Origin of the sequence: Amycolatopsis sp. cmx-4-61 (assembly GCF_046548775.1) — a bacterium.
Lineage (GTDB): Bacteria > Actinomycetota > Actinomycetes > Mycobacteriales > Pseudonocardiaceae > Amycolatopsis.
Window position 1 is genome coordinate 12,768 of the sequence record NZ_JAEBEI010000018.1, and the last position, 17,354, is coordinate 30,121.

The following is a 17,354-nucleotide window of genomic DNA, read 5'->3' on the forward strand; positions in this document are numbered from 1 at the left end:
TAATCATTGCTATATAACAACAGTATTATCAGGCGTGCAAATCCGGGGGATCACCGGCCGCCTCCGCCAGGGCCCGGTACTCCTCCAGCCCGGCGGCCAGCGCGAGCCGCCCCGCGGGGCTCATCTTCGCCAGCAGCGCCTGGACGCGGTCGCGCCGCCGGGCCCGCAGGTCCTGCAGGTAGGCGCGGCCGCGGTCGGACAGCCGCAGCGTCAGCTCCCGGCGGCTGCGGGCGCTGGGCAGGCGCTCGAGGAACCCGACCGCCTCCAGCCGGTCGCAGAGCCTGCTGACCAGCGGCGGCGTCGAGCCCAGCTGCTCGGCCAGTTGCCGGAGGTTGACCCCGTCGTGGCGATCCAGCGCGACGACCGCCCGCAGCTGCGACACCGACAGCGGCCGCGGCGACACGTCCCGTTCGCCCTCGATCACCGACTCGAAGAGACGGGCGAGGTTCGACACGGCAGGCGTCCCGTCCGGGGCGGGCTGCTCGCGGGATCGATCCACGGCGTCCACTCTGGCATCCCTATGCTGAACCGGCAGCACAGCTCGCGCGACTCGCCGTGGACCGGCGCGCCGGAGCGGCGCAGACTCTACGGAACCGGCCCGGCGCGGGCGCGAGCAGGAGGCAGGCGTTGGACAGATCCCTGGCGGTGGAGCGTCTCCTCCGTGACGTACCGCCGCACGACCTGCCCGGCGCCCTGCGCTCGGGGCTCGGCGAGCACTTCGGCGCGGAAGCGGTCGAGCTGCTGATGGCCGACTACGCCCTGACCGAGCTGTGCCAGGTGGGTGAGCAGCCGTACACGGCGGAGCCGATCCCGGTCGAGGGCACGATCCCGGGGACGGCGTTCCTCACGCAGACGGCGACCTTTTCCCGCGACGGCGAGCGCGTCACCGGCTACCTGCCGGTCAGCGTCCGCGGCGACCGCCTGGCCGTGCTGGCCGTCACGCTGTCCCGCGAACCGGAGCCACCGGTGTGGGCCGAGCTCCAGCGGTTGGCCGAGGCGGTGGCCCACGAGCTGTTCGTCGCGGACCGGGACACCGACCTCTACATCCAGGCGCGGCGGTCTTCGCGGCTGACGCTGGCCGCGGAGATGCAGTGGCAGCTGCTGCCCGGGCGGGCCTGCACCCGCGCCGAGTTCGCCCTCGGCGGTCAGCTGGAGCCGGCGTACGCGATCTACGGCGACTGCTTCGACTGGTCGGCGTCCGCGCGGAAACTGGCGGTGACGCTGATCAACGGGATGGGGGAGGGCAGCGAAGCGGCGCTGCTGACGAACCTCGCGGTGAACGCCCTGCGCAACGCCCGGCGTGCCGGGATCCCGCTCGACGCGCAGGCGGAGCTCGCCGACCAGGCGCTCTACGCGCACTACCGCGGCACCGAGCACGTGGCCGCGCTGTTGCTGGAGTTCGATCTGGGCACCGGCGCGGTGGCGGTGGTCGACGCGGGCTCGCCGCGGCTGTGGCGGCTGCGGGACGGGAAGGCCGAGCGGATCATGTTCGACGAGCAGCTCCCGCTGGGGACGTTCGACGGCACGATCTACGTGGTCGAGGGCTTCCAGGCCGTCGAAGGCGACCGGTTCGTGTTCGTCAGCGACGGCGTGTACGACGCCGTCGGCCCGCACGGGGAGCGCTACGGCGACCGCGAACTCGCCGAAGCGGTGACGGCGACGGCGGAGCTCCCGGCGGCGCACGTGCCGGGCGCGGTGCTGCGGGAGCTGTCGACCCGCCGGCACGGCAGCCAGGCCGAGGACGACGCGATGGTGGTGTGCCTCGACTGGTTCGGGTCGACGCCGCTGTCGGGGACGGGCCAGGAGCCGGCCGTGACGGTGCGGCGGACCGAGGGGTAGGCGGCTTGCTCACTCGGGCGGGACGGCCTTGGTTGCGGGCGCTTGGCGGGTGAGCCGGGTCCGGTGTACGGGATGTCGGGCGGCTGAACGGCATCCGTCGCGGTAAGCGGACCCGGATGCGAGGGCGCCCGGCGGAAGACACGGACTCGCGGGGGCGCCCCCCGTTTTCCACGCTACCGGTGACCACCGACAGTTTCGGGCGCCCACCCACGCCGACCCCGCCGCCGGGAACCTCGGCCGGCCCCGGTCAGGCGGCCACCGACGGCTGCCGCTCGCGGGGTGCCGTTCGGCCCACCTCGACGACCGCCGTCAGGACCTCGTCCGCGTTCAGGGCCGGGTCCCACAGCTCGCAGCCGACGACGTGGGCCAGCTTGCGCCGCCGGTGCTGCGGGGTGTCGGTCAGGGCGACCTCGGTCGGGCGGCCCTTCTTCACCGCGTGGACCGCCCGGGTCACCAGGATCGCCTCCTGGCGGGTGGTGCCGAGGTCGGCCGCCGCGGCGAAGATGCGCTCCGCCGCGGCTCGGGCCTCTTGGCGCATCAGGCCTGGATTTCCCTGCGGTCGGACTGCGCGCCGGTGATCTCGATGCGCCGCGGCTTGGCCTTCTCGGCCACCGGGATGCGCAGCGTCAGCACGCCGGCCTCGTAGTCGGCCGCGATGTGGTCGGTGTTGAGGCTCTCGCCCAGGAACAGCTGGCGGGAGAAGACGCCCAGCGGCCGCTCGGAAACCTGCATCTCCACGTCGTTGCCGCCGGGGAGCGGGCGGCGCTCGGCCTTGACCGTCAGCACGTTGCGCTCGATGTCGAGCTCGATGGCGTCCGGGGCGACGCCCGGCAGGTCGAAGCAGACCACGAACTCGTCGCCGGCGCGGTAGGCGTCCATCGGCATCGCCGCCGGCTTCGACCAGGTTCCGGCGGTGCCCAAAACCTGCTGGGTGAGGCGGTCCAGCTCACGGAACGGGTCGGTGCGCATCAACATCGGTGTCCTCCTCCTCACTTCGACGGTGGGTGTCAACACGCACTACTTTTCTAGCATGTCATCCAAACGATGACAAGTGGGAAGTCATCATCAAGATGACGGACTGTTCGGCCGGGGGCCGGGAACACGGAGGGCGATCCGTCACCGCACCCGAGGAGCCACCGTGTCCCAGCAGCCCGCCCAGCAGCAGACCCCGCCCGGGACGACCGCCGCGATGACCCCGCGGCCCGACCACGGCGAGCACACCTACCGCGGCTCCGGCAAGCTCACCGGCAAGGCCGCGCTGATCACCGGGGCGGACAGCGGCATCGGCCGCGCGGTGGCGATCGCCTACGCGCGGGAAGGCGCCGACGTCCTGATCTCCTACCTCGACGAACACGAGGACGCCGAAGAGACGCGGCGCTGGGTGGAGGAGGCCGGGCGCAAGGCGGTCGTCGTGCCCGGTGACGTCGCCGATCCGGCGCACTGCCGGGCCCTGGTCGCCCGGGCGGTCGAGGAGTTCGGCCGGCTCGACGTCCTGGTGAACAACGCCGCCTTCCAGATGACCCACGAGACGCTCGAAGAGATCCCGGACGAGGAGTGGGACCGCACCCTCGCCATCAACCTGAGCGCGTTCTTCCACCTCGCCAAGGCGGCGGTGCCGCACATGAAGCCGGGGGCGTCGATCATCGGCAGCTCCTCGGTGAACTCCGACAACCCGAGCCCGCAGCTGCTGCCCTACGACGTGACGAAGGCCGGCATCGCGAACATGTGCGCGGCTCTGGCGCAGCTGCTGGGACCGAAGGGGATCCGGGCCAACAGCGTCGCGCCCGGGCCGATCTGGACGCCGCTGATCCCGTCCACCATGCCGGAGGAGCAGGTGAAGTCCTTCGGTGAGCAGGTGCCGCTGGGCCGCGCCGGCCAGCCGGCCGAGCTCGCGCCGGTGTACGTGCTGCTGGCCTCCGACGACGGCAGCTACGTCTCCGGGGCCCGCGTCGCGGTGACGGGCGGCGCGCCGATCCTCTGACCCGCCGGGACAGCCGCGGAACCCTGGCTCCGGCGGCTGTCCCGCGCTCAGCCCCCGCGCTGGACGATCGCCGTGGAGAGCGTCGCCGCGATCAGCTCCAGCGGGCGGTCGGCGAGCTGCTCGCGCAGGTCGCCGCGGGTGATCACCTCGCTCGCGCCCGCGGTCCGGTCGCCGGACGGCTCGACCACCAGCCGGCCGCCGGTCAGCACCAGCACCGGGTCCGGCACGCCGGACTCGAGCAGCCCGTTCAGGTCCTCGACGGTCACCTCGGCCATGCGTTTCCTCCTCTGCTGCGCCGGCTCGCCGGCTCCAGGTGCGCGCAGACGGCGAGGTTGCCGGCCACGCAGGCCGCGAACAGCCACGGCAGCGCCACGAAGATCCCGGCGGCCAGCAGCGCGAGCGCGACGGCGTCCAGTGCCGCGCACAGCAGCCGCCGGGCCCGTACGTCCGGCTCCAGTCCCCGCTCGATCCCGCGCAGCCGCCGCCGTTCCCACGCACGCAGCGGCGGCCCCGCGTCAGCGGCCGCGGGGGTCGTCACTGTCGCCCTGTTCGCTGGGCTGGATGGCGCCGGCCACGACCTCCGCCGGGGACGCCTTGCCCTTCGGGTGACCGCGGGTGATGTGGCCTTCGGCGCGCATCCGCTCGACCATGTGCGGGTAGTGCAGCTCGAACGCGGGGCGTTCGGAGCGGATGCGGGGCAGCTCGAGGAAGTTGTGCCGCGGCGGCGGGCTGGTCGTCGCCCATTCGAGCGAATTGCCGTAGCCCCACGGGTCGTCGACCGTGATCGGTTCCCCGTAGCGGTAGCTCTTGAAGACGTTCCAGATGAACGGCAGCACCGACAGGCCGAGGATGAACGCGCCGATGGTGGACACCATGTGCATCCAGGTGAATCCGTCGCTCGACAGGTAGTCGGCGTACCGGCGCGGCATGCCCGCGTCCCCCAGCCAGTGCTGGATGAGGAACGTCGTGTGGAAGCCGATGAACGTCGTCCAGAAGTGCCACTTCGCCAGCCGCTCGTCCATCATCCGGCCGGTGATCTTCGGGAACCAGAAGTAGATGCCGGCGAAGGTCGCGAACACGATCGTGCCGAAGAGCACGTAGTGGAAGTGGGCGACGACGAAGTACGTGTCGTGGATGTGGAAGTCCAGCGGCGGGGACGCGAGGATGATCCCGGTCAGCCCGCCGAGCAGGAAGGTGACGAGGAAGCCGACCGACCACAGCATCGGCGACTCGAAGGTGATCGAGCCCTTCCACATCGTGCCGATCCAGTTGAAGAACTTGATCCCGGTCGGCACCGCGATGAAGAACGTCATGATCGAGAAGAAGGGCAGCAGCACGGCGCCGGTGGCGAACATGTGGTGGGCCCACACCGCCGCCGACAACGCCGTGATGCCGATCGTCGCGAACACCATCAGCTTGTAGCCGAACAGCGGTTTGCGGCTGAACACCGGGATGATCTCGGTGACGATCCCGAAGTAGGGCAGCGCGACCACGTACACCTCGGGATGGCCGAAGAACCAGAAGAGGTGCTGCCAGAGGATGGCGCCGCCGTTCTCCGGGTCGAACACGTGCGAACCGAGGTGCCGGTCGGCCAGCAACCCGAACAGCGCGGCGGTGAGGATCGGGAACGCGAGCAGGATCAGGATCGAGGTGAACAGGATGTTCCAGGTGAAGATGGGCATTCGCCACATCAGCATCCCCGGACAGCGCAGGCACACGATCGTGGTGATCATGTTGACCGCGCCGAGGATGGTGCCGAGGCCGGTGACGATCAGCCCGGCGATCCACAGGTCCCCGCCGACGCCGGGGGAGTGGATGGCGTTGGACAGCGGGGTGTAGGCGGTCCAGCCGAAGTCGGGCGGCCCGCCGGGGGTGGCGTAGGCGGAGAGCACGACCGTGCCGCCGAAGAGGTAGAGCCAGTAGGAGAACGCGTTCAGCCGGGGGAAGGCCACGTCCGGCGAGCCGATCTGCAGCGGGAGGACGAAGTTCGCGAACCCGAACAAGTTGGGCGTGGCGTAGAGCAGCAGCATGATCGTGCCGTGCATGGTGAACAGCTGGTTGTACTGCTCCGGCGACAGGAACTGCAGGCCCGGCCGGGCCAGCTCGCCGCGCATCAGCAACGCCGTCAGGCCGCCGATCAGGAAGAACCCGAACGACGTCGTCAGGTAGAGCACGCCGATCGTCTTGTGGTCGGTGGTGCGGATGGTCTTCAGGATCGTCGCGCCCCGCTGCCCCCGCCACACCGGCCGGTGCGGGATCGGAGCCGGGCGTGTCACCGTGTCGGTCATGGGACTCCCACCTGCTGCGGCCGGGGAATGGACTGTGGGCCGCGCGTACCCCGGGCCCGGCCGGGTTACACGCGGCGAACGGGTTGTCCGGGACGGGTTCAGCCGCCCGGGTGCAGGACCGCGCGCAGGCAGTCGTCCTTCTTGTGCTTGAACAGGTCGTAGGCCCGCGGTCCCTCGGCCAGCGGCAGCCGGTGGGTGGCCAGGTGGCCCGTCGGCAGCTCGCCGCGGGCCATCCGGTCGAGCAGCATCGGCACGTACCGCTGCCCGTGCTGCTGGGCCCCGCGCACGGTGAGGCCCTTGTTGATGATCGCGCCGAGCGGGAACTTGTCGACGACACCCGCGAAGACGCCGAGGACGAACACCGTGCCGCCCTTGCGGCAGGCGTGGATGGCCTCGCGGACGGCGTCCGGCCGGTCGGTCTCCAGCCGCAGCTGCTGCTTGACCTGGTCGTAGGCGTGGTGGACACCGGCGCTGTGCGCCTCCATGCCGACGGCCTCGATGCAGACGTCCGGCCCGCGGCCGCCGGTGCGTTCGCGCAGCTCGGCGCCGACGTCGGTGTCCGAGTAGTCGATCGGCTCCGATCCGATGTGCTGTTCGGTCAGCCGCAGCCGGTAGCCGTACCGGTCGATCGAGAAGACCCGCTCGGCGCCGAGCAGCATGGCCGCCTTGGCCGCCATCTGCCCGACCGCGCCGCACCCCCACACGGCGACGACGTCGCCGGGCCGCACCCCGCCCAGGTCCGCGCCCATCCAGCCGGTCGGGACCGCGTCGGAGGCGAACAGCGCGGTGTCGTCGTCGAGGCCTTCGGGCACCGGGAAGGCGCCGTGGTCGGCGAAGGGGACGCGGACGTACTCGGCGTGGCTGCCGCGGAAGCCGCCCATGGCGTGCGAGTAGCCGAAGATGCCGCCGGGTTCGTAGCCGAACAGCGCCGAGCCGATGCCCGGGTTCGTGTTGCTGTTGTCGCACAGCGACCACAGGTCGTGGGCGCAGTACCAGCAGCGGCCGCAGCCGATGAACGAGCAGACGACCACCCGGTCGCCCACCTTGTGCTTGCGCACCTGCGAGCCGACTTCGACGACCTCGCCGAGGAACTCGTGGCCGAGCACGTCGCCCGCCTGCATCGCCGGGATGTAGCCGCCGATGAGGTGCAGGTCGGAACCGCAGGTGGTGGTCGCGGTGACCTTGAGGAGCACGTCCTGCTCGTTGCGGATCTCGGGGTCGGGGACGGTTTCCACGGAGAGCTGGTTCACGCCCTCCCAGCACAGTGCCTTCACAGCCGTCCCTCCCCGCCCGCGCGCCGGGTCGCCAGGCGCAGGAGCAGCCCGCCGGGGGTCGGCTGCCCGGTCGTCGGCGGGTCCGTGCGGATCACCTCCCCGGTCTCCAGCACGGACTTGATGTCCCGCAGCGCGCTGCGCACGGGCTGCCGGGGGTCGCGGCCGGCCAGCCGCCGGGCGACGCCGGCCGGCCCGGGCACCACCGGCTGCCGCGGCCGGGCCGCCAGTTCCGTGCCGCGCCCGCCGGGGGCGGGACGCACCCGCGTTTCGGCGTCTTCCGAAAGTTCCGCGAAGGCCTCCATCAGCCGCGGGTCGTTTTCGACCGCGTCCGGCGGCAGGTTGACGGTCACGCCGAGCCACCGGTTCGGTGCGGGGGACTTGCGCCGCGCCGCGGCGGTGCCCGCCGCGATCCCCGCCGCGGCGAGTGCGCCGATCGGCCATTTCATGCCGGGTCCTCTCCTCGGGTGCCACGGTCCGGTCTCCGGCTTCCCGGATCGCCGCCGGACACACCCGGGAGCACCGTCCGTTTGCCGGGCGGGGGAGCGGGTACCGGGAGGCATGACCCTGAGCGCATCGAGCACGGTCTGGCAGGTGCGGCCGGCCGGTGGCCTGCGGTACCGGGTGGAGTTCTGCTGCCGCGGCGGCCCCGCCGGCGCCTTCGACGTCGTGCTGACGCCGGGGCTGCGCGAACTCGCCGGGGACACCGGGCTCGTGCTGGGCGCGGCGGGGGTGCTGCTGGACAGTCTGCTGCCGCTCGGGCGCGGCCTCCCGGCCGAGGTGGACCTGGGCACGGCCGACCCTGGCCTGCTCGACGAACTGACCCGGCGCCTGGGCGTCCGCGACCGGCGGGCCACCCCGATCGGGGCCTGACCCGGCCGGCCGGGGACGGCCGCCCGGCTGAGCGCCGTCGTCGCCCGGCCGGTGCCGGCGCTACCGGGTCTCGATGATCCGCTTGAACTCGGTGCAGGCCCGCTCGACCTTGTGCTGCGGGTTCGCCAGCAGGTTGGCGACCGCTTCGCCGAGTTTTCCGCCCGGAAGGGCGTATTCGAGCTCGACTTCCAGCCCGGTGCGGCTGTCGCCCAGGTCTTCGAACCGGACGACGCCGGCGTTGGTGACGTCCGGGTCGGCCTCCGCCACCGTCGTCCAGGCGAGCCGGTGCGGCGCGGAATCCTCGGTGATCCGCGCCTCCCACTCGACGGTGGAGCCCACCGGGCCCGCCACCTTCCAGCGCGTCCGCGTTCCGTCGCCGGTGATCGCCTCGACGGATTCGACGTCGGAGAAGATCTCCGGCAGCCGGGTCAGCGGCCGCCACCAGTCATAGCAGGCCTGGGCCGGGGCGTCGACTTCGATGCGGTACGCCGCCTTGTCCATGGGTGCCTCCCGTTTCACGCGGCGGTAGCCGGGTCGCCCGCCGCCGCGACCCGGCTACCCCCCGTCGACGGCCTTACGCCTCCTGCTCCTTGGTGCGCAGCAGCACGGTCAGCGACCGGCCCGCGACGACCAGTTCGCCGTGGCCCTCGAGCGTGCGGGGCGTGGCCAGCTGATCGCCCGCGACTCCGCCGACCAGGACGCCGCCCACGGACCGGTGGAAGACCTCGCCCGTGGCCGTCTCCAGCACGATCGCCCACTCCGAGCCGTACTCGCCGTCGGGGATCGTCATCGTGATGTCGTCGTCGTGGGCGTTGAAGCAGAGCAGGAACGAGTCGTCCACCACGCGCTCGCCGCGCGCGTCGAGGTCGGGGATCGCCGTCCCGTTGAGGAACACCATGATGCTGCGGCCGAAACCGGCCTCCCAGTCCTGGTCGGTCATCTCGTCGCCGGCCGGGGTGAACCAGGCGATGTCGCGCAGTTCGTCGCCGCGGCGGATCGGGCGGCCGGCGAAGAACCGGCGGCGGCGGAACACCGGGTGCTGGTGGCGCAGGTCGACCACCGCGGAGGTGAATTCGAACAGCTCGCGGTGGCGTTCCAGCTGGGACCAGTCCACCCAGGACAGCTCGTTGTCCTGGCAGTAGGCGTTGTTGTTGCCCTGTTGCGTCCGGCCGAGCTCGTCGCCGTGCAGGAGCATCGGCACGCCCTGCGACAGCAGCAGCGTCGCGATCATGTTCCGGCGCTGGCGCGCCCGGAGGTCGAGGACCTTTTCGTCCTCGGTCGGGCCCTCCGCGCCGCAGTTCCACGACCGGTTGTCGTCGGCGCCGTCGCGGCCGTCCTCGCCGTTGGCCTCGTTGTGCTTCTCGTTGTACGACACGAGGTCGTTCAGCGTGAAGCCGTCGTGGGCGGTGACGAAGTTGATCGACGCGAACGGGCGGCGGCCGTCGTTCTGGTAGAGGTCCGAGGAACCGGTGATCCGGGAGGCGAACTCGCCCAGCGTCGCCGGCTCGCCCCGCCAGAAGTCGCGGACGGTGTCCCGGTAGGCGCCGTTCCACTCGGTCCACAGCGGCGGGAAGTTGCCGACCTGGTAGCCACCCGGGCCGACGTCCCACGGCTCGGCGATCAGCTTCACCTGGCTGACCACCGGGTCCTGCTGCACCAGGTCGAAGAACGTGGCCAGCCGGTCGACGTCGTAGAACTCGCGGGCGAGGGTGGCGGCGAGGTCGAACCGGAAGCCGTCGACGTGCATCTCGGTGACCCAGTAGCGCAGCGAGTCCATGATCAGCTGCAGCGTGTGCGGCTGGCGGACGTTGAGCGAGTTGCCGGTGCCGGTGTAGTCCATGTAGTACTGCGGGTCGTTCTCGACCAGCCGGTAGTAGGCCTGGTTGTCGATGCCGCGCATGGACAGCGTGGGCCCGAGGTGGTTGCCCTCGGCCGTGTGGTTGTAGACGACGTCGAGGATGACCTCGATGCCGGCCTCGTGCAGCGTCCGGACCATCGCCTTGAACTCGTGCACCTCGCTGCCCGGGGTCGCGGACATGATCGAGGCGGCGTACTCGTTGTGCGGCGCGAAGAAGGCGATGGTGTTGTAGCCCCAGTAGTTGGCCAGGCCGCGCTCGGTGAGGGCGTGGTCGTGCAGGAACTGGTGGACCGGCATCAGCTCGACGGCCGTGACGCCGAGGGTCTTGAGGTACTCGACCATCACCGGGTGCGCCAGCCCCGAGTACGTGCCCCGCAGCTCCTCCGGGATGTCCGGGTGGAGCTTGGTCAGGCCGCGGACGTGGGCTTCGTAGACCACGGTCTCGTTGTACGGCACGTTCGGCGGCCGGTCGTTGGCCCAGTCGAAGTACGGGTTGACGACGACCGCGCGGACGGTGTGCGCCGCCGAGTCGTCGTCGTTGCGCTCGTCGGGGTTGCCGAACCGGTAGCTGAACACCGACTCGTCCCAGTCGACCTTGCCGGTGACCGCCTTGGCGTACGGGTCGAGCAGGAGCTTCGCGGGGTTGCAGCGCAGCCCGCGGGCGGGGTCGTACGGGCCGTGGACCCGGAAGCCGTACTCCTGGCCGGGGCCGACACCGGTCAGGTAGCCGTGGTGGACGAAGCCGTCGACCTCCGGCAGCCGGATCCGGGTTTCGGTTCCGTCCGGGGCGAACAAGCAGAGGTCGACGTGGTCGGCGACCTCGGAGAAAAGCGCGAAATTGGTGCCGACGCCGTCGTAATCGGCCCCGAGCGGGTAGGGGGAACCGGGCCAAGGCTGCACTGGGCCTCCACAGGTGCGAGTGATCTTCGACCGGGATACCCAGGCTGACCCCTCCGGACACCGTGACGTCGCCCTCCTCACCCGGACGCACCACCCGGCGCGGGACCGCTGGGGTTCGACGGTCCCGCGCCGATGCGCCGGCAGGCGTCAGGTGAGCTTGTTCTTGATTTCCTTGGCCTTGCCCTTGGCCGTGCCCTTGGCGTCCTGGAGGGGCGCGTAGGTCCCGAACAGGGCCGGGTCCGGCTTCGGCGCGGTGCCCGGGCCGCCGAGCGGTTCGGGGTCCATCAGGTACTCGATGCCGGCGCCGGTCGTCCAGCTGGTGCCCTTGGCGCCGTCCGGGCCGTCGGACAGGTGCCAGATGGTGTGGTTGTGGGTCTGGTCTTCTTCGTCGAGCAGGGCGCCCGGGGCGATGTCGCCTTCCAGCCCGTCGGCCTTGAGCTCTTCGATGGCGGCCAGCCACTGCTTCTGGTGCACGGTGTCGCGGGCGAGGTTGAACTTCAGCATCGCCTTGACACCGGGGTCGTCGGTCATGTTGTACAGCCGGGCGGTCTGCAGACGGCCCTGGGCTTCGGCCGCGACGTTCGCGCGGAAGTCGGCCAGGAGGTTGCCGGAGGCGACGATGTACTTGCCGTTCCACGGGTAGCCGTTGCTGTCGGCGGGCAGCGCGCCGCCGCCGCCGACGATGGCCTGCTGGACGTCCATCCCGCCGATCATCGCGGCCATCACCGGGTCCTTGACCGCTTCGGCCGTGACGGTCGAGGGAGCGCCTTCGAGCAGGCGGGCGACCATGGTGGCGAGCATCTCGACGTGCCCGATCTCTTCGGTCGCCGTGTCCATGATCAGGTCTTTGTACTTGCCTTCGATGCGGCAGTTCCAGCCCTGGAACAGGTACTGCATGGTCACGGTCATCTCACCGAACGCACCGCCGATCAGCTCCTGGAGCTTGCGGGCGTAGACGGCGTCCGGCTTTTCGGGCTTGGCTTCGAACTGCAGCAGCTTCGTGTGACGGAACACGAGGATCCCTCCGTCGTCCGGGTGGTGCCGCCGGGAGGCGGCGGTCCGGGGGGCTTTCCCGGTTAGCGGATGGTTAACCACATCGATCCGGGACGGCCGGCGAGGATGCTCGAGGATCGACAACGCACCGTGGCTGTGATAGTTGAACGCGGAACGTTCGATGGCGAGTGGAGCGATTACGTGAGCGATCACCAGGAGCGGAGGCCGACCTGCCGGCGGTACCAGTGCGACGAGCCGGCCCTCTGGCGGAGGATGTGCGCGGCTCACTGGGCTCGCTGGCAGAACGGGACGGACCCGCTCGACCAGCCGGGGGACGACGGCGAGTCCCCGGCACCCCGGGTGTGGCAGCCGCCGCTGAGGGAAAACAGCGTTTCGCAGCGCAAGCCCGGCCGGCCGGTGTGACGCCGGCGGGGTGCTCCGGCTCGGGGTGCCCCGCCTCGGCGCCGGTTTGAGCGCTCCGCGGGCGGAATGGCCGCCGCCCGGGCTGCCCTGCCTCGGCGACGGCCGGACCGCGCCGGCGCCCTCCGCTCCGGTGACTCCGGGTAGCCGCCGCCCGGGGAGCGGCCATCGTCGCGGCGGTGACTTCCGCGCCCGGTGACCTCGGCCGTGGTGATCCCGGGCGGCCGACGGGGGTGCGTGGGTGATCGGTGGCCCGGCGCCGCGGGCAGAGCCGCGGGACTTCCTGCCTCCGTGTCCGCGGTCTCGGCCCCGGTGACCTCGGGCGGTCGATGGGGTGGGTGGATCGCCGGTGGCCCGGCGCCGCGGGCAGGTCGGCCTCCGCACCGGCGGCCGACGCCGCGAGCGGACCCGCCTCCGCGTCGGCGAGCCCGACCCGATGACCTGAGCGGCCGATGAGAGTGCCGGGTCATCCACAGTCCGGGCGAGCAGCCAGGCCTTCGCCCCGGCGCCCGGCGCCGCGGACAGATCCCGCCCCGAACCGGCGGTCTCGACCCGGATGCTCCCGGGGCGGCCGATGGGGAGTGCGCGGTTGTCGGTAGCTCGGGCGAGCGCGCCCCTCTCCGCGCCGGCGACCTCGGCCCGGTGACCTCAGGCGGTCGATGAGAGCCGGTGGCCCGGATGAGCAAGCCGCCCGGGCGGGCTCATCGGACGGCCGGGCTGAGCGCAGGTGGTCCCGCGGGCGCATACGCTAGGCGCCCTCCCCGGCACTGCGGCTCGACCCCTTGCGGGACAACGGGTTTGCGCCGGTACTCGAAACCGTCGAAGGATCCGAGCGGGAAAACCGGCTCTTGCACCGCCTCGGAGCGAGAGTTATGTTAGCGCTCACAATCGCTCCGCCTGTGCCGTTCCTGCGTGTCGGTGATCGAGGAGGAGGTTGGCACCGTCGCCGGCCCGCGCACCTGTCGATTCGACGTTTCTCCGTACCCCAGCGGGAGATCACCCATGGCACGACAGCCGAGATACGCCCGTCCACGCGCCCTCACCGCGGCCCTCGTCACCGCCGGCACGTTCGTCACCGGTCTGCTCGCCGGTGGCGGCAGTGCCCAAGCGGCCACCCAAGGGCCGTGCGACATCTACGCCGCAGGCGGGACCCCGTGCGTGGCCGCGCATTCCACGACCCGGGCCCTGTACGGCGCCTACACCGGGCCGCTGTACCAAGTGCGGCGCGCGTCCGACAGCGCCACGCGCGACATCGCGCCGCTGGCCGCGGGCGGGGTGGCCAACGCCGCGGCGCAGGACTCCTTCTGCGCCGGGACCACCTGCCTGATCACGGTCATCTATGACCAGTCCGGCCGGAACAACCGCCTCACGCAGGCGCCGCCCGGTGGCTTCAACGGCCCGGCCGCGGGCGGGTACGACAACCTCGCCAACGCCACCTCCGCGCCGATCACCGTCGGCGGCCACAAGGCCTACGGCGTCTACATCGCGCCCGGAACCGGTTACCGCAACAACAACACCAACGGGATCGCCACCGGTGACCAGCCGGAGGGCATGTACGCCATCTTCGACGGCACGCACTACAACGGTGGCTGCTGCTTCGACTACGGCAACGCCGAGCGCAACAGCCGCGACAACGGCAACGGCACCATGGAAGCGATCTACTTCGGCAACATCAAGGTCTGGGGCTACGGCGCCGGCAACGGCCCGTGGATCATGGCGGACCTGGAGAACGGCCTGTTCTCCGGCGTCAACCAGCACTACAACGCCAACGATCCGAGCATCAGCCACCGCTTCCTGACCGCCATCGTCAAGGGCGGTCCGAACCACTGGGCGATCCGCGGCGGCAACGCCCAGTCCGGCGGCGTTTCCACCTTCTACGACGGCGTGCGCCCGAACGTTTCGGGCTACAACCCGATGAAGAAGGAAGGCGCCATCATCCTGGGCATCGGCGGCGACAACAGCGTCGGCGCCCGCGGCACCTTCTACGAAGGCGTCATGACGTCCGGATATCCGTCCGACGCCACGGAAAACGCGGTGCAGGCCAACATCACCGCGGCCGGCTACACCACCGGTTCCGCGGGCACCGGCCTGACCCCCGGCTCGACGGTTTCGCTGCAGGCGACCACCGGCTGCTGCACCGACCGCTACATCCACCACAACGGGTCCGCTGTGGACATCGGGGTCATCACCAGCGGCAGTTCGGCCACGGAAAAGGGCAACGCTTCCTGGACCGTCCGGTCCGGGCTGGCCGACAGCTCGTGCGTGTCCTTCGAATCCCGCAACACGGCCGGGCAGTACCTGCGGCACCAGAACTACCAGGTTTCCCTCCAGGCCAACGACGGGAGTTCGCTGTTCGCCCAGGACGCGACCTTCTGCCCCGAGGCCGGGCGCAGCGGGCAAGGCACTTCGCTGCGGTCGCTGAACTTCCCGGACCGGTACGTGCGCCATTACAGCTACAACGTCTACATCGCCGCCAACGGCGGTTCGAACACCTTCGACAACACCAACGCCTACAACGATGACGTGAGCTGGCTCGTCAGCTCACCGTGGGCAGCCTGATCGCGGCCGCTGTCACGCGCCCGGCCCGCCCGGGCGCGTGACAGCGCTTTCTCGAATCTGTTGCCGCACCGGTTGTCACTGCGTTACCCTCGGCCCGGAGCGCTCCAGCGGAAAGTGTTGTCCTGACCAGGTTGGAGGCAGCATGCTGTCCGCTCGAAGCTCTTTTTCCGCCGGCTCGGCCGCCGTCGCGCTACTGCTGGCCACGGCGCTGCCCGCCGCGGCCGCCTACCCCGATCCCGGCCGCGTCACCGGTGATACCGGCGTGCACGACCCGAGCGTGGTCAAGCGCCCGGACGGCAGCTACCTGGTGGCGCACACCGGGGACGGCATCACGCTGGAGACCTCCACCGACCGCATCGCCTTCCGCGGCGCCGGTTCGGCGTTCCCGGGCGGCGCACCGTGGACCACGTCCTACACCGGAGGCGATCGCCGGCTGTGGGCCCCGGACCTCTCCTACCACAACGGCCAGTACTACCTGTACTACTCGGCTTCGACGTTCGGCTCCAACCACTCGGCGATCTTCCTGGCCACCAGCCCGTCCGGCGGCGCCGGCACCTGGACGAACCGGGGCCTGGTCGTCGAATCCCGCGCGGGTGACGACTTCAACGCCATCGACCCGAACCTGGTCGTGGACGACCAGGGCCGGTGGTGGCTGGACTTCGGCTCGTTCTGGTCGGGCGTCAAGCTGATCCAGCTGAACCCCGCGACGGGACTGCGGCAGGGCAGCGGCCTGACCGGCATCGCCGGCCGCGGCGGCGGCGCCATCGAGGCCCCTTTCATCGTCAAACGCGGCCAGTACTACTACCAGTACGTGTCGTTCGACCTCTGCTGCCGCGGCGCGGCGAGCACCTACCGCGTCATGGTCGGCCGGTCCACAAGCATCACCGGGCCCTACGCCGACCGCTCCGGCGTGCCGATGACCTCCGGTGGTGGCACCGAAATCCTTGCCGGGCACGGCAGTGTCCACGGTCCGGGCCACGAGGCCGTGCTCGCCGACAACGACGGCGACCTGCTCGTCTACCACTACTACGCCGACAACGGCACTTCCCGCCTCGGCATCAACCGCCTGACCTACGACGCGGCCGGCTGGCCGGTCGTCGTCTGAGCACCGGAAAGGACGCTTCGGGATGCCCATCCGCCGAACCGTGCTGGTCCTGGCCGTTTCCGCGTCGCTGCTGAGCCCGGCACCGGCGGGGGCATCGCCCACGGGCGGTGCGCCGCCGGGCCCGGTGACCTTGACCGAGTCCGCGCTGGAAGGCGTGCACGGCACGAGCCCCGACGTCACGATCCGCAACGTGCTGACGGTGACCGCGCCCGGGGCGGCCCTGCGGGTGCGGCTGAGCAACCCGTTCGGCGGCACCGCGATGACCGTGCGGTCGGTGTGGGTCGGCAAGCAGCCGTCGACGAACGCGCCCGCGCTGGTGCCGGGGTCGAACCACCGCGCCACCTTCGGTTTCCGGCACGCGGTGACGATCCCGCCCGGCGCGAGCGCGTGGACCGACCCGCTGCCGCTGGCGGTCCGGCGGGGCGACCACGTCGCGGTGAGCGTGTACGCGCCGGGGGCGCCGGTCAACGACCACACCTTCCCGCCACCGGAGACCGCCACGCCCGGGTCCTTCACCTCCGCCGGACCGGGCGACGCCGGTGGTGACGAGTCGGGGAGTGCGTACGGGCCCTTCGCGCCCGGCGTCCTGTGGTGGGCGGACGCGATCAGCGCCTTCTCACCGGCGCGCGGCACGATCGTCGCCCTCGGCGACTCGATCACCGACGGCTACAACGCCTTCGGCGGCGGCCCGCGCTGGACCGACGTGCTCGCCGAGCGCATGGCGGCCCTCCCGCCGTCGCGGCGGCTGTCGGTGGCCAACGCGGGCATCAGCGGCAACACCGTCAGCGTCCAGCCGAACCCGTACGACCCCACCGGGCAGTGCTGTGGGCCGCCCGCGCCGGCCCGGCTCGACCGGGACGTGCTGTCCCTGCCCGGCGTGCGGTACGTGCTGCTGCTCGAGGGGACGAACGACCTCGGTGGCGGCGACAACGCGCCCCCGGCGCCGGCCGCGCAGGTCATCGCCGCGATGAAGACCATCGCCGGGCGGGTGCACGCGGCCGGCCGCCGGATCGTGGGCGCGACGATCCTGCCGATGTGCAACGCCGCCGGCGGCCCGAAGGAACAGGCCCGGCTCGCGGTGAACCAGTGGATCCACACCTCCGGGACGTTCGACGCGGTGCTCGACTTCGACGCCGTGCTGCGCGATCCGGCGGACCCGACGGTGATCCGCGCGGACCTGCGGACCGACTGCTACCACCCCAACGCCGCGGGCGACCGGCTGCTGGGGGATTCGATCGACCTGGCGGTCTTCGCCCGCTGAGCCGCC

At 71.3% G+C, this 17,354-nt stretch carries 18 protein-coding genes; 7 read left to right on the forward strand and 11 right to left on the reverse strand.

Annotated elements, in window-relative coordinates; genetic code table 11:
• Nucleotides 1-28: 28 nt before the first annotated feature.
• On the reverse strand, nt 29-454 hold the full coding sequence (locus ACLJOU_RS36310; RefSeq protein WP_410573954.1) for a MarR family transcriptional regulator: 426 nt from the start codon (nt 452-454) through the stop codon (nt 29-31).
• A gap of 173 nt (nt 455-627) precedes the next feature.
• Between ACLJOU_RS36310 and ACLJOU_RS36315 the strand changes: the two genes are divergently transcribed.
• On the forward strand, nt 628-1,839 hold the full coding sequence (locus ACLJOU_RS36315) for a PP2C family protein-serine/threonine phosphatase (protein ID WP_410573801.1): 1,212 nt from the start codon (nt 628-630) through the stop codon (nt 1,837-1,839).
• A gap of 247 nt (nt 1,840-2,086) precedes the next feature.
• On the opposite strand, the gene ACLJOU_RS36320 is transcribed toward ACLJOU_RS36315, so the two are convergent.
• Both ACLJOU_RS36320 and ACLJOU_RS36325 read right to left on the reverse strand, forming a co-directional pair.
• On the reverse strand, nt 2,087-2,377 hold the full coding sequence (locus ACLJOU_RS36320; RefSeq protein WP_410573802.1) for a hypothetical protein: 291 nt from the start codon (nt 2,375-2,377) through the stop codon (nt 2,087-2,089).
• On the reverse strand, nt 2,377-2,814 hold the full coding sequence (locus tag ACLJOU_RS36325) for an Hsp20/alpha crystallin family protein (protein ID WP_410573803.1): 438 nt from the start codon (nt 2,812-2,814) through the stop codon (nt 2,377-2,379). Before ACLJOU_RS36325 ends, ACLJOU_RS36320 begins: the two co-directional genes overlap by 1 nt.
• A 163-nt stretch (nt 2,815-2,977) precedes the next feature.
• On the opposite strand from ACLJOU_RS36325, the gene ACLJOU_RS36330 reads away from it, so the two are divergent.
• A complete protein-coding gene (locus ACLJOU_RS36330; protein WP_410573804.1) occupies nt 2,978-3,820 on the forward strand; it encodes an SDR family oxidoreductase in 843 nt (280 codons plus the stop codon).
• Nucleotides 3,821-3,867: 47 nt separating this feature from the next.
• On the opposite strand, the gene ACLJOU_RS36335 is transcribed toward ACLJOU_RS36330, so the two are convergent.
• The 5 genes from ACLJOU_RS36335 to ACLJOU_RS36355 form a co-directional block, all read right to left on the reverse strand.
• Nucleotides 3,868-4,095: a hypothetical protein gene (locus ACLJOU_RS36335; RefSeq protein WP_410573805.1), complete on the reverse strand. Its 228-nt coding sequence runs from the start codon at nt 4,093-4,095 to the stop codon at nt 3,868-3,870.
• The gene (locus ACLJOU_RS36340) at nt 4,083-4,358 is read right to left on the reverse strand and encodes a hypothetical protein (RefSeq protein WP_410573806.1); all 276 of its coding nucleotides are present in this window, start codon (nt 4,356-4,358) and stop codon (nt 4,083-4,085) included. The genes ACLJOU_RS36335 and ACLJOU_RS36340 overlap by 13 nt, the downstream gene beginning before the upstream one ends.
• On the reverse strand, nt 4,336-6,108 hold the full coding sequence (gene ctaD / locus ACLJOU_RS36345) for a cytochrome c oxidase subunit I (protein WP_410573807.1): 1,773 nt from the start codon (nt 6,106-6,108) through the stop codon (nt 4,336-4,338). The genes ACLJOU_RS36340 and ctaD overlap by 23 nt, the downstream gene beginning before the upstream one ends.
• Nucleotides 6,109-6,206: 98 nt before the next feature.
• A complete protein-coding gene (locus ACLJOU_RS36350; protein WP_410573808.1) occupies nt 6,207-7,382 on the reverse strand; it encodes a zinc-dependent alcohol dehydrogenase in 1,176 nt (391 codons plus the stop codon).
• The gene (locus ACLJOU_RS36355) at nt 7,379-7,828 is read right to left on the reverse strand and encodes a hypothetical protein (RefSeq protein ID WP_410573809.1); all 450 of its coding nucleotides are present in this window, start codon (nt 7,826-7,828) and stop codon (nt 7,379-7,381) included. The genes ACLJOU_RS36350 and ACLJOU_RS36355 overlap by 4 nt, the downstream gene beginning before the upstream one ends.
• Nucleotides 7,829-7,940: 112 nt before the next feature.
• Between ACLJOU_RS36355 and ACLJOU_RS36360 the strand changes: the two genes are divergently transcribed.
• The gene (locus tag ACLJOU_RS36360) at nt 7,941-8,252 is read left to right on the forward strand and encodes a hypothetical protein (RefSeq protein WP_410573810.1); all 312 of its coding nucleotides are present in this window, start codon (nt 7,941-7,943) and stop codon (nt 8,250-8,252) included.
• Nucleotides 8,253-8,312: 60 nt separating this feature from the next.
• On the opposite strand, the gene ACLJOU_RS36365 is transcribed toward ACLJOU_RS36360, so the two are convergent.
• From ACLJOU_RS36365 to ACLJOU_RS36375, 3 genes are all read right to left on the reverse strand, one after another.
• Complete coding sequence (locus ACLJOU_RS36365; protein ID WP_410573811.1) at nt 8,313-8,753, reverse strand: SRPBCC family protein; 441 nt, start codon at nt 8,751-8,753, stop codon at nt 8,313-8,315.
• Nucleotides 8,754-8,826: 73 nt separating this feature from the next.
• Nucleotides 8,827-11,010, reverse strand: a complete 2,184-nt coding sequence (glgX, locus tag ACLJOU_RS36370; protein ID WP_410573812.1) for a glycogen debranching protein GlgX — start codon at nt 11,008-11,010, stop codon at nt 8,827-8,829.
• 147 nt (nt 11,011-11,157) lie between these two features.
• Entirely contained in the window at nt 11,158-12,024 is an 867-nt protein-coding gene (locus ACLJOU_RS36375; RefSeq protein WP_410573813.1) for a manganese catalase family protein, read from the reverse strand.
• Nucleotides 12,025-12,204: 180 nt separating this feature from the next.
• Here ACLJOU_RS36375 and ACLJOU_RS36380 point away from each other — a divergent pair, with 180 nt between their 5' ends.
• The 4 genes from ACLJOU_RS36380 to ACLJOU_RS36395 all read left to right on the forward strand — a co-directional run bounded on the left by ACLJOU_RS36380 (nt 12,205) and on the right by ACLJOU_RS36395 (nt 17,348).
• Entirely contained in the window at nt 12,205-12,426 is a 222-nt protein-coding gene (locus ACLJOU_RS36380) for a hypothetical protein (protein WP_410573814.1), read from the forward strand.
• Nucleotides 12,427-13,425: 999 nt separating this feature from the next.
• Nucleotides 13,426-14,982: an alpha-L-arabinofuranosidase B gene (locus tag ACLJOU_RS36385; protein WP_410573815.1), complete on the forward strand. Its 1,557-nt coding sequence runs from the start codon at nt 13,426-13,428 to the stop codon at nt 14,980-14,982.
• Nucleotides 14,983-15,124: 142 nt separating this feature from the next.
• The gene (locus tag ACLJOU_RS36390) at nt 15,125-16,087 is read left to right on the forward strand and encodes an arabinan endo-1,5-alpha-L-arabinosidase (protein WP_410573816.1); all 963 of its coding nucleotides are present in this window, start codon (nt 15,125-15,127) and stop codon (nt 16,085-16,087) included.
• Between the two features lie 22 nt (nt 16,088-16,109).
• Nucleotides 16,110-17,348 carry a GDSL-type esterase/lipase family protein gene (locus ACLJOU_RS36395; RefSeq protein ID WP_410573817.1) on the forward strand — a complete coding sequence of 413 codons (1,239 nt, stop codon included), beginning with the start codon at nt 16,110-16,112 and terminating at the stop codon, nt 17,346-17,348.
• The last annotated feature ends 6 nt before the right edge of the window (nt 17,349-17,354 follow it).

Excerpts from the sequence above, each read along its gene's own strand:
- ACLJOU_RS36325 (WP_410573803.1), bottom strand. The coding sequence starts at position 2,814 with ATGTTGATGCGCACCGACCCGTTCCGTGAGCTGGACCGCCTCACCCAG.
- ACLJOU_RS36320 (WP_410573802.1), bottom strand. The coding sequence starts at position 2,377 with ATGCGCCAAGAGGCCCGAGCCGCGGCGGAGCGCATCTTCGCCGCGGCG.
- ctaD (WP_410573807.1), bottom strand. The coding sequence starts at position 6,108 with ATGACCGACACGGTGACACGCCCGGCTCCGATCCCGCACCGGCCGGTG.
- ACLJOU_RS36365 (WP_410573811.1), bottom strand. The coding sequence starts at position 8,753 with ATGGACAAGGCGGCGTACCGCATCGAAGTCGACGCCCCGGCCCAGGCC.
- ACLJOU_RS36395 (WP_410573817.1), top strand. The coding sequence starts at position 16,110 with ATGCCCATCCGCCGAACCGTGCTGGTCCTGGCCGTTTCCGCGTCGCTG.
- ACLJOU_RS36385 (WP_410573815.1), top strand. The coding sequence starts at position 13,426 with ATGGCACGACAGCCGAGATACGCCCGTCCACGCGCCCTCACCGCGGCC.
- ACLJOU_RS36390 (WP_410573816.1), top strand. The coding sequence starts at position 15,125 with ATGCTGTCCGCTCGAAGCTCTTTTTCCGCCGGCTCGGCCGCCGTCGCG.
- ACLJOU_RS36335 (WP_410573805.1), bottom strand. The coding sequence starts at position 4,095 with ATGGCCGAGGTGACCGTCGAGGACCTGAACGGGCTGCTCGAGTCCGGC.
- ACLJOU_RS36360 (WP_410573810.1), top strand. The coding sequence starts at position 7,941 with ATGACCCTGAGCGCATCGAGCACGGTCTGGCAGGTGCGGCCGGCCGGT.
- ACLJOU_RS36355 (WP_410573809.1), bottom strand. The coding sequence starts at position 7,828 with ATGAAATGGCCGATCGGCGCACTCGCCGCGGCGGGGATCGCGGCGGGC.